The sequence below is a fragment of the Haloechinothrix aidingensis genome, from assembly GCF_013450155.1.
Taxonomy (GTDB): Bacteria; Actinomycetota; Actinomycetes; order Mycobacteriales; family Pseudonocardiaceae; genus Haloechinothrix; species Haloechinothrix aidingensis.
Genome location: NZ_JACCKD010000008.1, coordinates 99,624 through 112,589, shown reverse-complemented (window position 1 = coordinate 112,589; position 12,966 = coordinate 99,624). Strand labels below are relative to the sequence as shown.

The window sequence follows — 12,966 nt, the reverse complement described above, 5'->3', positions numbered from 1 at the left end:
GTTTATGACCCCGGCGCCACCTCGTGCCCGCCCCGCGGGTGCGGGCGGGTGGGCCGGTCGGCGCGGGTGGGGGAACGTGCCGACCGGCTCGCGTGACTCGACCCGTCGCCCGGTCGGCGGCTGCCCCCAGTTGACAGCGCCAGTTGACGGCTCCGGTTAGCGGCTCCTGCGGCCCCGTCAGTCCCCGCTGCGCGCATCTACCGGGTCGCCGCCCGTCCCGGTGTCTTCGGTGGCCGGTGCACCGGCATGACCGTTCGGCGACACCGTCCGGATCCGCTCGTCGGGCTCGACGGGCGTGAGCTCGGGACGCTTGGGTAGCACCCCGTCGCCGAGGGACTCCCTGCGGATGCGCCTGCCGATCCACGGCAGCACGTGGGCCCGTGTCCACTCGATGTCGGAGCGGCGCTGGGAGATCCAGTTGTTCTTCTCGGCCTCGCGTTCCTCGTCGGCGTTGCCCAGCGGCTTGCGCCAGTCCTCCTCTGTGGGGATGCCGAGGGTCTCGGCGGTGCGCAGGGCGATGCGCCGGTGCGCCTCGGCGGTGAAGTGCAGCCGGTCCTCGCTCCAGGCGCGCGGGTCGCGCAGCACGTCCATCGCCCACAGGTCCACGACGCTGGCCCCGTGCCGCTCGGCGATGGCGCGGATGTCGGCGTTGTAGATGGCGATCTTGCCGCGCAGCCGGTTCATCACCGACATCTGCTTGGTGTCCGGACCTGCGAAGAGCAGCACGTCGATCCCTGCCGCGCGCAGCCGCCCGATCATGTCGTCGAAGCGGGCCGCAACGTCGTCGACATCGACGCCGGGTAGCAGGATGTCGTTGCCGCCGGCGCACACCGTGACGAAGTCGGGTCGTAACTCGAGAGCGACAGGGAGCTGCGTCTCGATGATCACGTCGAGGCGCTTGCCGCGCACCGCGATGTTGGCGTACTTGAAGTCCGGCTTGTCCTCGGCGAGCATGGCGGCGAGCCGGTCGGCCCAGCCGAGGAAGGAGCCGTCGGGCAACTGGTCGTTGAGGCCTTCGGTGAAGCTGTCGCCGATCGCGATGTAGCTGTTGAACGAATGCACCACTCACTCCCTTCCGCTGCATCGTGAACAACCATGCCGTTTCCCCCGGGCACGCGCCGCGCACGATAGTGTTGCCGATCCCCCATGCCTGAGCCGTGCGCAACCGGCGTTCCGGAAGGCAGCGCAGTGCGTGCCGGTGCGGGCCCGTCTCTCCAGCGTACCCCCAGGGTGCACGGCAGGTTAGGCTTACCTGTATGGAGCGCATGCGGCAGGGTGGGAACGTGCAGCATACCCCGTCGGCCACTGTGGAGCATGTCTCGCTCGCCGAGCTGCTCGGCGGGCGTCGCGGCGCGGTGGACGCCAGCCTGCCCCCGCTGGCCTTCGTTCTGGCCTGGCTCGTCGCCGGTCACTCGATCGTGTGGGGTGCCGTCGTGGCGGTCGCGGTGAGCGCGGTCATCGGGGTGTTCCGGCTCCTCAGGGGGCAGAAGGCGCGGGCCGTGGTGCTGAGCCTGGCCGCTGTGATCGTCGCGTCCGCCATCGCGCTCTACACCGGCCGCGCGCAGGACTTCTTCCTGCTGCAGCTGTTCGCCAACATGGCGAGTGCCCTGGTGTGGGCGGGCAGCATCGTGCTGCGCTGGCCGATGCTGGGCGTGGTGCTCGGCGCGGTGCTCGGCCAGCGCACCCGGTGGCGCCGCGACCCGGACCTGCTGCGGGCGTACTCCCTGGCGAGCTGGGTGTGGGTCGGGCAGTACACCGTGCGCGTCGTGGTCTTCGGTGCGTTGTGGGCCACCGGACACGTTGTCTCGCTCGGGGTGGCGCGGGCCGTGCTGACCTGGCCACTAGTGGCATTGTGCGTCGCGGTGAGCGGCTGGGTGCTCCATCGCGCGCTGCCCGACGGCCACCCGGGTATCCGGCACCCGCGGGCGGCCCCGCGTGCCGAGGGCTGACTCCGGGCCGTCACCGCCCCTCGGGTACCCAGTTGCCGTGGAAGCCGTGCGGCACCCGGGTGGGCAGGTGGATGCTCGCGACGGTGTCCAGGCTGCCGGCGTCGAGCAGGACCAGGTCGCTGGTGTCGTTCGGCGCGTCGTAGACGAACCCCATGAGCACCCCGTCGTCCTCGGCCGCGTCCGGGCGGTGCGGTTCGAAGACGAACTCGGTCGGTTGCCGACCCGCGCCGAAGGAACGGTGCCGTACCTCGCCCGTGGTCAGGTCGTGCTTGAGTACGGCGCCGCCGGGATCCAGCCGGGCACCGGTGGTGATCGAGTAGCCGTAGCGGTGCTTGCGACCGACCAGCCGCTCGTCGAGCCGGGGGAACTCCTGCCCGCGATCGTCCAGCCGGTCCTCGCGCACCGTCCTCGCGGCGAGGTCCACGGTCCAGCGGTCGAGGGTGGGGGTGCCCTCGTTCGGTCCGCGCAGGTCGGTGTCGAACATCTTGGGGTGGCGTATCACGTCCAGCACGACGGTGTCGCCGTCGTCGTAGGCGTTGAGCGGGTGGAACACGTAGCAGGGGTGCACGTCGAACCACCGCACGTCACGCGCGTCACCGTCGCGCGGCAACACGCCGACACGCGCCGGATAGCGCGGGTTCCAGCGGTAGGGCAGGGCGGAGTTGGGGCGCAGCCTGCGGCCGATCATGGCGGTGACGGGGTCGGGTACACGTACCCGGCCGACCAGGGCGGACAGCACCAGCCGTGCCGGCCCGCGCAGGCCGGGTGGCACCGTAGCCGCGGTAGCCTGCCGGGCGTCGAAGGTGACGGGTAGGTCGTAGAGCACCACGTGCTTCTCGGTGAGCGAGAAGTCGTGCATCATCGGTGAACCCGTGACCTCGATGTCCACCGTGCGGCGGGCCCGGCCGTCGGTACCGATCACCGAGTACCGCACCGTGTTGCCCCAGCCGAAGAAGTACGACACGGCGTGCAGCTCACCGGTGTCCGGGTCGCGCTTGGGGTGGGCCGTGTAGCCGCCGGGCAGCGTGCCGTCGAAGTCGCACGGGCCGACCGTGTCGAGCTCGTGGGTGAGCTCGTGGTTCGCCACCCCGCCCTCGATGAGCGCGAGCGTGCGGCCGGCGTGACCGAGCACGCTGGTGTTGGCCCCCACGTTCTGGAAACCCGCGCGGTGTTCGCCGCCGCCGTGCCGTTCACCGAGCTGCTCGGCCACGTGTGGCGTGCGTACCCAGCGATTGCGATACCACTCCGCCTTGCCGTCCCGTATCCGGACGCCGTGCACCATGCCGTCGCCCATGAACCAGTGATAAGTGTCCGGGTCGATCTCCGAGATCGGGTTGGGGCCGTTACGGAGGAACCGGCCGTCCAGGTGCTCCGGGATCGACCCGGTGACCGGCAGATCGGTGAGCGTGTGCTCGTGGCGCACGGGGGCGAAGTTCCCGGCGACGTATGGTGCGTCCATCGCGCGCTCGCATCCGGAATAACGATGTTATGGATCCGTACGGGCCATGTATAACACCGTTATGGAAGAATGGCAATGACCCCGAACGGTGGGAGGGAACGTGGCCGAGCCCGGCACCCGTGAGCGTCTCGTCGACGCCGCGATCCACCTGCTGTCCGAGGGTGGTCCGGACAGCGTGCAGGCACGCAAGCTCGCCGCGGATGTCGGTGTGTCCACGATGGCGGTGTACACCCACTTCGGTGGGATGGGCGGGCTCGTCGAGGCCGTGGCGCGAACCGGCTTCGACCGGTTCAACACCCGGCTTGCGGAGGTACCCCGCGGTACGGACCCGGTGGAGGACCTGTTCCGCCTCGGTGATGCCTACCGCGAGTACGCCCTGGGTAGCCCGAACCTGTACAGCGTGATGTTCGGTATCTCGGCACCCGCCGGGCATCGCCTGGCAGGCGGGGACGTGACCAGCGACGGTCCGGGGGAGCACCTACCGGAGGGGCAGGAAGCCTTCGGTCAGCTCGAGACCGTGGTGTCCCGGGCCATGCACGCGGGACGGCTGCGTACCGGCGATCCGGCCGCGGTGGCCGGGCAGGTCTGGAGCGCGATACACGGCTACGTCCTGCTGGAGATCGCGGGCTACTTCGGCGAGCTCGGTAGGGGGATGGACATCGTCGGAACACCCATCGCGATCAACCTCGTCATCGGCCTCGGGGACACGGGGGATGCGGCCCGGGCCTCGGCTCAGCGGGTGTGGGGCGGCTGAACACGCCGCCGGAAGCCGGGTGGGCGCACGTCACGGCGGCACGTCATCCCGCGCACACGATCTCCGTGAGCAGGTCCGCGTCGATGTTGCCGCCGGAGACCACGGCCACGGTGCGCCCCTGTGGAAGTTCGTGGTCCCGGTAGAGAGCCGCCGCCACCGCGACCGCCCCGCTCGGTTCGGCGACCAGCCGGGACCGCAGCGCCAGAGCGTGGACCGCGTCCCGGATCTCCTGCTCGGTGACGGTGACGACCGCGTCGACGACCTCGGTCAGGTGCGCGAACGTCAGCTCGGAAGGCTGGGTACGCAGGCCGTCCGCGACGGTGCGGGCCCGGAGCTCGCCCGGCCAGTCCACCCGGTGCCCCTCACGCAGTCCCTGGGCGGTGTCGCCTGCCAGCTCCGGCTCGACTGCCACGACCGCGGCGTGCGGCCGTAGGTGCCGGACAGCGGTGCCGACGCCGGATGCGAGCCCGCCCCCGCCGACCGGGACGAGGACGACGTCGACGTCACCGAGCTGTTCGACGATCTCGATGCCGACCGTGCCCTGCCCGGCGATCACGTCAGGATGGTCGAAGGGCGGGACGATGCGCCTTCCGTGCTCCTCGGCGAGCCGCTGGGCCTCGCGTTCCCGGTCGGCCATGGCCACGGTAACGATCTCGGCCCCGTAAGCCGCCGTTGCGGTGACCTTGACCTGCGGCGCGGAGTCCTGCATGACGATGGTGGCGGGAACGCCGAACAGCCACGCGGCGCGCGCGACGGCCGAGGCGTGGTTCCCGCTGGAGTAGGTGACCACGCCCCGCGCGCGGTCGGCGTCGTCCAGGGCTGCGATCGCGTTGTAGGCCCCGCGGATCTTGAACGCGCCGGTGGGTTGCAGGCTCTCCGGTTTCAACCACAGCGGCCTGCCGGTCGACCAGGGTTGCGCCAGTAGCGGCGTCCGTACTGCGGCCTCGCCGGTGCGCCGGGCAGCGGCCTCGATATCGGTGATCGTCACTCGGTCCACCACGACATTGTCGCAGATATCAAAGCTGTCCACTGTAGACAAAAATGTGGTAGCGGTCACCGCGGGCAACGAGTACGGTGTGACAAGCGTGGTGTAGTGCGGAAGGCGGAATGTCTTCCGTCCCCTGCGACACCATGAGCGGGTGTGATGAGCGAGCAGTCCTCCGAGAAGGCCGGGAAGAAGAGCGCCCTCCGGCCGGCGCAGGTCGGTGCCACGGCACTGGCGTCGCTGACGGCCGCGTTCCTGGCGTCCACGCTCGGCGTCTACGGCACCATCGCAGGCGCGGGCATCTTCAGCTTCATGCTGACCATCGGCTCGGAGCTGTACCTGCGCTCGTTCGAGCGCACCAAGGACGCCGCGAGGCGCGCGAAGGTCACGGCGCGTGCCAGGAACGGCACGTCGGGGCTTGCCGGGGACGGCGAGACCGCCGACGCGGGCGCCACCGCTACGTTCCGCCTGCCGACCGGGCCGACCCCGGCCGAGGACGCTCCCACCGGCGAGCGCCTGCCCCCGCACGAGGCGACCGGCTTCACCGGCACGCTGGACGAGCCGGATCCCGGCTCCGCAGGCGAGGAGGACGAGCAGGACCAGCAGGACGAGGCCGCGCAGGAGGGGACGCGACGCTTCTCGCTGCGGCGGGTGCGCTGGCCCCTGGTTATCGGGACGAGCTTCGCGGTGTTCCTGCTGGTGATGCTGGCCATCACGGGCTTCGAGCGGATCACGGGAAATGCCGTCTCCGGGCAGGGCGGCACCACCATCGGCACCGTGATCGGTGGGGACGACGGGGACCGACCTGCACCGTCTCCCCGGGAGGACGATTCCGGCGAGCAGGACGAGCAGGCGCCCGAGCCGACCTCGCCGGAGGACACGGACGCCCCCGAACCGACCGAGGGGAACGAATCCCCACCGGAGGAGGAGCAGGACGAGCCGGAGGAGCGCGACGGCGAGCCCGTCGACGAGCCGGACGACGGCGATCTCGAACTCCCCGACGACCAGGGCGCCCCGCAGCACGACGAGTCGGGCTAGTGGCTGGGCGGGGCCGAGCCGAAGGGCCTCTTCGGTGCGTATGTGGTACCCGAGGAGTCCCTCGGCTCGCACCCCGCGCCGGGTGTCAGCGGTCGCCGTCGCGCAGCATCGCGGACAGCTCGGCGGCCGCCGCACGCGGGTCGTCCGCCTCGGTGATGGCGCGCACGACCACGATCCGCTGCGCACCGGCCTCGAGAACCTCGGGCAGGCGTGCCCTGTCGATGCCCCCGATGGCGAACCACGGGCGCTGCGGTGCCGAGCCTGCCGTCGCGCGCACCAGGTCCAGCCCGGGAGCGGTCCTGCCCTCCTTGGTCGGCGTCGGCCAGCACGGGCCCGTGCAGAAGTAGTCCACCCCCGCCTCCTGTGCCGCGGTCCTGGCCTGCGCGGTCGAGTGCGTCGAGCGCCCGATGGCCGGGGCCTGCCCGACGATCCGCCGCGCAAGCGAGACCGGGATGTCGTCCTGGCCCAGGTGCAGGATGTCCGCGCCCACTTCCAGGGCGATATCGGCGCGGTCGTTCACCGCGAGCAGCGCCCCGTGCCGCGCGCAGGCCTCGGCGAGAACCTCGAGCGCGGCCAGCTCGGCGGCGGCCTCCAGCGGGACACCGTCCCGCTTGTCCCGCAGCTGGAGGATGTCCACCCCGCCTGCGAGGGCGGCGTCGGCGAACTCCGCGAGATCGCCGCGCTCGGTCCTGGCATCGGTGCACAGGTACAGGCGGGCATCGGACAGGCGGTTCCGGATCTGGTCAGCTGTGCGGCCGGGCATGGTCGTCACGGTACCTTCCGGCCCCGCCGTGCACGGTGGCTAACCGGGGCGACTCGCGATACCGTGGTAACCGTCCGCACGGGAGCCCATGGATGCAGATGCCGGGCTGAGAGGGAGCGACGGCTCCGACCGTGGAACCTGATCCGGGTCATACCGGCGCAGGGAGCGTGAGAGTTGATGACAAGCGACGGACGTGTGGCCGTAGTCGGTGGCGGCGTCATCGGGTTGTCCGTGGCATGGCGCCTGTCCGGCGAGTACGCGGTGACACTGTTCGACCCCGTCCCGGCCCGTGGTGCCTCCTGGGTGGCAGGCGGCATGCTGGCGCCCGCGACCGAGGCCTGGCCCGGCGAGGAGTCCGCGCTTGAGCTCGGTGAGGAGTCGCTGCGCAGGTGGCCGGGTTTCGCGGCCGAGCTGCGCCATGAGGCGTCCGATCCGGGGCTGTCCACGGCGGGCACCGTGGTGGCCGCCGCGGACCGTGCCGACGCCGAGCATCTCGAGGTTCTCGCCGCGTACCTGCACGGCGCCGGGCGGCACGCCGAGATCGTGTCCGGCCGGACGCTGCGCACCATGGTTCCGGGGCTGGCGACCTCGGTGCGGCGCGGCCTGTCCGTGCCGGGCGACCTCGCCGTGGATACCAGGAAGCTGCTCGGCTCGCTGCGCGCCGCCGCGACCCGCCGTGGTTGCCACATCGTGTGCGAGGAGGTCACCGAGGTCGCCGCGGACCGGGTGGTGACGGCAGCGCGGGAGCACACGGCGGACGTGGTCGTGCTCGCGGCGGGTGCCCGCAGCGCCCTGCTGCACCCGCAGCTGCGCGAGGCCGTTCGGCCCCTGAAGGGGGAGATCCTGCGGCTGCGCGCGCGCAGGAGCAGCCTGCCTCCTCCGGACGTGACGGTGCGGGCGATGGTCGAGGGCAGGCCGATGTACCTGGTCCCGCGCGAGGGCGGCGAGCTCGTGCTCGGCGCCACCCAGTACGAGGCCGGGTACGACGAGACGGTTACCGCCGGTGGTGTGCGGGACCTGCTCGAACGCGCGGAGCAGGTGTTCCCGAGCGTGGTGGAGTACGAGCTGGTGGAGGCCGCGGCCGCGCTGCGTGCGGCGAGCTCCGACACCGTCCCGCTGATCGGCAGGTTGGACGACGGGGTGTACGTGGCCTCGGGGCACCACCGTAACGGGCTGCTGCTCGCGCCGGTCACCGCCGACGCCGTGCTCGCCCAGCTCGGTGGTCTTCCGGTGCCCGCGCACGTCGACGCGGCGCACCCGCGCCGCTACCTCGCTGGAAGGGAGTCAGCGTGATCTCTGTACTGGTCAACGCCGAGGAGCGGCGGATCCGGGAAGGTACGACTCTGGAGCGGCTGCTCACGGATCTGGGCAAGGCGCATTCCGGTATCGCCGTCGCGATGGACGGCGAGGTGGTGTCGCGGGCCGACTGGCCGAGCAAGGAGCTCAGCCAGGGCGCCCGGGTGGAGATCTTGACCGCGGTTCAGGGTGGTTGAGCCGGCTGGAAGCCGCGCGGCGGCCGAGGAGGTAGTGATGGTGGAACAGCACGGGCCGAACGGGTCGGAGGACCCGCTGGTCATCGCGGGGCACAAGCTGAGCTCGCGGCTGATCATGGGTACCGGCGGCAGCGGGAACCTCAGCGTGCTGGAGCGGGCACTCGCGGCGTCGGGGACCGAGCTGACCACCGTGGCGATGCGCAGGGCCGACGCCGAGGGCGGTTCCGGCGTGCTCGACCTGCTGCGCCGCATGGACATCGAGCTGCTGCCGAACACGGCGGGGTGCCGCAGCGCGGCGGAGGCCGTGCTGACCGCGCGGCTTGCCAGGGAGGCTCTCGGGACCAGCTGGGTGAAGCTGGAGGTGCACGCCGATGACCGCACCCTGCTGCCCGACCCGCACGAGACGCTCGATGCCGCCGAGCAGCTCGTCGGCGACGGCTTCACGGTGTTCGCCTACACCAACGACGACCCTGTGCTGGCGCTGCGGCTGGAGGAGGCGGGCTGCGCCGCCGTCATGCCGCTCGGCTCCCCGATCGGTACCGGGCTCGGCATCCGCAACCCGCACAATATCGAGCTGATCGTCGCGCGGGCGCAGGTTCCGATCATCCTGGACGCGGGGATCGGTACCGCCTCGGACGCGGCGCTGGCGATGGAGCTGGGGTGCGACGCCGTCCTGCTGTCCTCCGCGGTCACAAGGGCCCAGGACCCCGAACGGATGGCCGCGGCGATGCGCTCCGCCGTGCACGCCGGCAGGCTCGCCAGCCATGCGGGCCGCATCCCCCAACGTTTCTGGGCCGAGGCCTCCAGCCCACCCCGCTGAGGGGTGGGAGCCCAATGTCACGTTCGGCTCCATAGAGGGAACCAAGGTCACCTTCGGCTCCCACCGCCTGCTCAGGGATCCGGCGTTCGGGGTGGGAGCCCAATGTCACGTTCGGCTCCATAGAAGGAGCCAAGTGTCACCTTCGGCTCCCACACCGCCGACCGTCCCGGTGCGGGGCACGGGTCAGGTCTGATGCCGGCGTAACGACTCGACCTCCTCGCGTAGCGCGCGCAGTTCCGCGAGGACGCGCTCGTCGCCCTCGGCCTGCTGGGCGGCTTGCTGCTCGTCCTGTACCTGGAGATCGGCGCGCACCTGGTCCTCCATCGCGCTGACCACCACGGCGATGAACAGGTTCAGCACCGCGAAGCTGGAGACCAGGATGTAGATGACGAAGAAGACCCATGCGGCGGGCGCCTCGGCCATGACAGCCCCGGCGACATCCGGCCAGCCCTCCCCGGTCATGACCTGGAACAGCGTGAACAGGGACCGCCCGAGATGCCCGAAGTACTCCGGCGCGATGTCGCGGAACAACCTGGTGGTCATCACCGCCGCCACGAAGATGATCAGCGCGAGCAGTGCCGCGATGGAGGCCATCCCCGGTACGGCGGCCAGCAGGCCGGTAACGACCCTGCGCATCGCGGGGACCGCGGAGATCAGCCGGAGTACCCGCAGGATGCGCAGCGCGCGCAGCACGGCGAACGGGCCCGACGCGGGGACGAGGGCGATGGCGACGATGACGAAGTCGAAGACGTTCCAGGGGTCACGGAAGAACTGCCAGCCGTAGACGGCGAGCTTGACGGACAGTTCGGCGACGAAGATGGACAGCGCGACGGTGTCCAGCGCGCGGAGGAGCGGCCCGTAGTCGGCCACGACCGAGGTGGACGTCTCGAGCGCGAGCGTGACCGCGTTGACCACGATGACGGCGATGATGAACCGCTGGAAGTTGTGATGCTCCACGAGCCCGCGTACCCGCCCGCGCGTGATCACACCGCTCTCCCAGTCTGCTGGAACACCTCTCGACTACGTACCCGTACTTGATAACGGACGGCGCGGCCGGCGCGCCCGTGAACGTCCGGCTGTGTGACCGGAAACACGCCGGGCCGGTCGTGGCGGATGCGCGTCGTGCCCGCCTAGCCCTCCAGGCGCCACAGCGGCGAGACAGGCCCGATGCCCGCCCCGAGCGGGTAGCTGTCGGCGACGCAGCGCTCGATGAAACGCTTGCCGTGCGCCACCGCGTCCGGCACGGTCGCGCCGCGAGCCAGTTCGGCGGTGATCGCGGCGGCGAGCGTGTCACCGCCGCCGTGGGTGTGCTCGGTGTCGTAGCGCGGCCCCGACAGCTCGGTGAACTCGGCGCCGTCGTAGAGCAGGTCCAGGCAGTCCGTCGCACCCTTGAGGTGGCCACCCTTGATCAGCGCGTGGCGCGCACCCATCTTGACGAGCGCCCGGGCGGCGTCCCGCTGGCCGTCGGTGTCGGCCACATCGATGCCGGTGAGCAGCCGTACCTCGTCGAGGTTCGGTGTCACCACGGTCGCGCGGGGTACCAGCTCGGTACGGATCGCTTCGAGGGCTTGCTCGGCGAGCAGCGGGTCACCGTGCATCGAGGCGGCCACGGGGTCGAGGACGAGCGGGGTGGGGTGCCCGGCCCCGATACCGACCTCGTCGAGCGCGCCCGCCACAGCCCGGATGATCTCCGCCGACGCCAGCATGCCCGTCTTGGCCGCGCCCACCCCGATATCGCCTGCCACCGACCGGATCTGGTCGGCGACCACGCCGGGCGGGATCTCCGTGACCCCCTGGACACCCACCGAGTTCTGCACGGTCACGGCGGTGATCGCGGTCATCCCGTGCACCCCGTGCGCGAAGAAGGTGCGCAGGTCCGCCTGCAGACCGGCACCACCGCCGGAGTCGGATCCGGCGATGGTCAGCGCGGTCGGTGGTTGCTGCCGGACCCCGGTCACGGCGTCCCGTTCCCGTCCGCCTCGCCGTCACCTGCCATCGGGACGTAGATCCGGTTGCCCTGCTCGGCGAACTCTTCCGCCTTTTCACTCATCCCGGCCTCGATGGCTTCCACGGAGGACAGGCCGTGCTTGTCGGCGTACTCGCGGATGTCCTGGGTGATCCGCATCGAGCAGAACTTCGGCCCGCACATCGAGCAGAAATGCGCCGTCTTCGCAGGCTCGGCGGGCAGGGTCTCGTCGTGGTAGGCACGCGCGGTGTCCGGGTCGAGCGAGAGGTTGAACTGGTCGTGCCAGCGGAACTCGAACCGGGCCTTGGACAGCTCGTCGTCCCAGTCCTGGGCGTACGGGTGGCCCTTGGCCAGGTCGGCCGCGTGCGCGGCGATCTTGTAGCTGATCACGCCGGTCTTCACGTCGTCCCGGTTGGGCAGCCCGAGGTGCTCCTTCGGGGTGACGTAGCAGAGCATGGCTGTGCCGTACCAGCCGATCTGGGCCGCCCCGATCGCCGAGGTGATGTGGTCGTAGGCCGGAGCGACGTCGGTGGCCAGCGGCCCGAGCGTGTAGAACGGCGCCTCCCCGCAGAGCTCCTCCTCGAGCTCGACGTTCTCCTTGATCTTGTGCATCGGCACGTGGCCGGGACCTTCGATCATCACCTGCACATCGTGTTCGCGGGCGATGTGGGTCAGCTCGCCGAGAGTGCGTAGCTCGGCGAACTGCGCCTCGTCGTTGGCGTCGGCGATGGAGCCGGGCCGCAGGCCGTCGCCGAGCGAGAACGTCACGTCGTAGTCGCGCAGGATCTCGCACAGCTCGGAGAAGTGCGTGTACAGGAAGGACTCCTTGTGGTGCGCGAGGCACCACGCGGCCATGATGGACCCGCCGCGAGAGACGATCCCGGTCACACGCTTTGCCGTCAGCGGCACGTAGCGCAGCAACACTCCCGCGTGCACGGTCATGTAGTCCACGCCCTGCTCGCACTGCTCGATGATGGTGTCCCGGTAGAGCTCCCAGGTGAGCTTCTCCGGCTCCCCGTCCACCTTCTCCAGCGCCTGGTAGATCGGCACCGTGCCGACGGGAACGGGCGAGTTGCGCATGATCTGCTCGCGCGTCTCGTGAATGCGGTTGCCTGTGGACAGATCCATGATGGTGTCCGCGCCCCAGCGCGTCGCCCACGCCATCTTGTCCACTTCCTCCTCGACGGAGGATGTCACGGCCGAGTTGCCCATGTTGGCGTTCACCTTCACCAGGAAGTTCTTCCCGATGATGGCGGGCTCGGACTCGGGATGGTTGCGGTTGACCGGGATCACCGCCCGGCCCTTGGCGACCTCGTCGCGGACGAACTCGGGGTCCATCCGCTCGCGCGCGGCGATGAACTCCATCTCCTTGGTGACCACCCCGGCGCGGGCCCACCCGAGCTGGGTGTCGTGCTCGCGCTCGGCGATCCAGCCGGCCCGCAGCGGGTCCAGGCCACGATGGACGTCGATCTCGACGTCGGTATCGGTGTACGGGCCCGAGGTGTCGTACACGTCGAAGTGCTCGCCGTTGGAAAGCTCGATGCGGCGGGCCGGTACGCGCAGTCCCGACGGGGTTTCCGAGTAGACCTTGTGCGATCCGGAGATGGGTCCGGTGGTCACCTTCGGCTGGTTGTCGACACTCGTGTCCAGCGACGTCATGAGCGATTCCTCCCTACGCCGGCATTACCCGGTCAGGTTCGTGCGGTCGGCGGCGCCGGGTCCGTCCTGCGAACTCCAGC

Annotated in this window: 13 protein-coding genes and 1 riboswitch; of the genes, 6 read left to right on the top strand and 7 right to left on the bottom strand. The window is 70.6% G+C overall.

The window, feature by feature from the left end; genetic code table 11:
• Positions 1–177 precede the first annotated feature (177 nt).
• Positions 178–1,062, bottom strand: a complete 885-nt coding sequence (locus H0B56_RS19560; protein ID WP_180894561.1) for a GDSL-type esterase/lipase family protein — start codon at positions 1,060–1,062, stop codon at positions 178–180.
• Positions 1,063–1,265: 203 nt separating this feature from the next.
• On the opposite strand from H0B56_RS19560, the gene H0B56_RS19555 reads away from it, so the two are divergent.
• On the top strand, positions 1,266–1,949 hold the full coding sequence (locus H0B56_RS19555; protein ID WP_180894713.1) for a DUF3159 domain-containing protein: 684 nt from the start codon (positions 1,266–1,268) through the stop codon (positions 1,947–1,949).
• A gap of 10 nt (positions 1,950–1,959) precedes the next feature.
• Here H0B56_RS19555 and H0B56_RS19550 read toward each other — a convergent pair whose 3' ends face one another.
• Positions 1,960–3,408 carry a carotenoid oxygenase family protein gene (locus tag H0B56_RS19550; RefSeq protein WP_180894560.1) on the bottom strand — a complete coding sequence of 483 codons (1,449 nt, stop codon included), beginning with the start codon at positions 3,406–3,408 and terminating at the stop codon, positions 1,960–1,962.
• 100 nt (positions 3,409–3,508) lie between these two features.
• On the opposite strand from H0B56_RS19550, the gene H0B56_RS19545 reads away from it, so the two are divergent.
• Positions 3,509–4,162, top strand: a complete 654-nt coding sequence (locus H0B56_RS19545; RefSeq protein WP_343063966.1) for a TetR/AcrR family transcriptional regulator — start codon at positions 3,509–3,511, stop codon at positions 4,160–4,162.
• Between the two features lie 43 nt (positions 4,163–4,205).
• Here H0B56_RS19545 and H0B56_RS19540 read toward each other — a convergent pair whose 3' ends face one another.
• On the bottom strand, positions 4,206–5,159 hold the full coding sequence (locus H0B56_RS19540) for a pyridoxal-phosphate dependent enzyme (protein ID WP_180894558.1): 954 nt from the start codon (positions 5,157–5,159) through the stop codon (positions 4,206–4,208).
• 147 nt (positions 5,160–5,306) lie between these two features.
• On the opposite strand from H0B56_RS19540, the gene H0B56_RS19535 reads away from it, so the two are divergent.
• Positions 5,307–6,185, top strand: a complete 879-nt coding sequence (locus H0B56_RS19535) for a hypothetical protein (protein WP_180894557.1) — start codon at positions 5,307–5,309, stop codon at positions 6,183–6,185.
• 85 nt (positions 6,186–6,270) lie between these two features.
• Here the strand turns inward: H0B56_RS19535 and thiE are convergent, their stop codons facing one another.
• Positions 6,271–6,948, bottom strand: coding sequence for a thiamine phosphate synthase (thiE, locus tag H0B56_RS19530; RefSeq protein WP_180894556.1), 678 nt, complete (start codon positions 6,946–6,948; stop codon positions 6,271–6,273).
• A 68-nt stretch (positions 6,949–7,016) separates the two neighbouring features.
• A riboswitch (TPP riboswitch) is annotated at positions 7,017–7,130 on the top strand.
• Here thiE and thiO point away from each other — a divergent pair.
• The 3 genes from thiO to thiG all read left to right on the top strand — a co-directional run bounded on the left by thiO (position 7,126) and on the right by thiG (position 9,261).
• Positions 7,126–8,241 carry a glycine oxidase ThiO gene (thiO, locus tag H0B56_RS19525; protein WP_180894555.1) on the top strand — a complete coding sequence of 372 codons (1,116 nt, stop codon included), beginning with the start codon at positions 7,126–7,128 and terminating at the stop codon, positions 8,239–8,241. (Overlaps the previous riboswitch by 5 nt.)
• A complete protein-coding gene (gene thiS, locus H0B56_RS19520) occupies positions 8,238–8,441 on the top strand; it encodes a sulfur carrier protein ThiS (RefSeq protein ID WP_425484551.1) in 204 nt (67 codons plus the stop codon). The genes thiO and thiS overlap by 4 nt, the downstream gene beginning before the upstream one ends.
• Positions 8,442–8,478: 37 nt before the next feature.
• On the top strand, positions 8,479–9,261 hold the full coding sequence (thiG, locus tag H0B56_RS19515; RefSeq protein WP_180894554.1) for a thiazole synthase: 783 nt from the start codon (positions 8,479–8,481) through the stop codon (positions 9,259–9,261).
• Between the two features lie 183 nt (positions 9,262–9,444).
• Here the strand turns inward: thiG and H0B56_RS19510 are convergent, their stop codons facing one another.
• The 3 genes from H0B56_RS19510 to thiC form a co-directional block, all read right to left on the bottom strand.
• Positions 9,445–10,248: an ion transporter gene (locus tag H0B56_RS19510; protein ID WP_180894553.1), complete on the bottom strand. Its 804-nt coding sequence runs from the start codon at positions 10,246–10,248 to the stop codon at positions 9,445–9,447.
• Between the two features lie 143 nt (positions 10,249–10,391).
• A complete protein-coding gene (gene thiD, locus H0B56_RS19505; RefSeq protein ID WP_180894552.1) occupies positions 10,392–11,219 on the bottom strand; it encodes a bifunctional hydroxymethylpyrimidine kinase/phosphomethylpyrimidine kinase in 828 nt (275 codons plus the stop codon).
• Positions 11,216–12,886 (bottom strand): phosphomethylpyrimidine synthase ThiC, encoded by a 1,671-nt coding sequence (gene thiC / locus H0B56_RS19500; protein WP_180894551.1) that lies wholly within the window; start codon positions 12,884–12,886, stop codon positions 11,216–11,218. The genes thiD and thiC overlap by 4 nt, the downstream gene beginning before the upstream one ends.
• Positions 12,887–12,966 lie beyond the last annotated feature (80 nt).

Excerpts from the sequence above, each read along its gene's own strand:
- thiC (WP_180894551.1), bottom strand. The coding sequence starts at position 12,886 with ATGACGTCGCTGGACACGAGTGTCGACAACCAGCCGAAGGTGACCACC.
- H0B56_RS19555 (WP_180894713.1), top strand. The coding sequence starts at position 1,266 with ATGCGGCAGGGTGGGAACGTGCAGCATACCCCGTCGGCCACTGTGGAG.
- thiG (WP_180894554.1), top strand. The coding sequence starts at position 8,479 with ATGGTGGAACAGCACGGGCCGAACGGGTCGGAGGACCCGCTGGTCATC.
- thiO (WP_180894555.1), top strand. The coding sequence starts at position 7,126 with ATGACAAGCGACGGACGTGTGGCCGTAGTCGGTGGCGGCGTCATCGGG.
- thiE (WP_180894556.1), bottom strand. The coding sequence starts at position 6,948 with ATGCCCGGCCGCACAGCTGACCAGATCCGGAACCGCCTGTCCGATGCC.
- H0B56_RS19535 (WP_180894557.1), top strand. The coding sequence starts at position 5,307 with ATGAGCGAGCAGTCCTCCGAGAAGGCCGGGAAGAAGAGCGCCCTCCGG.
- H0B56_RS19550 (WP_180894560.1), bottom strand. The coding sequence starts at position 3,408 with ATGGACGCACCATACGTCGCCGGGAACTTCGCCCCCGTGCGCCACGAG.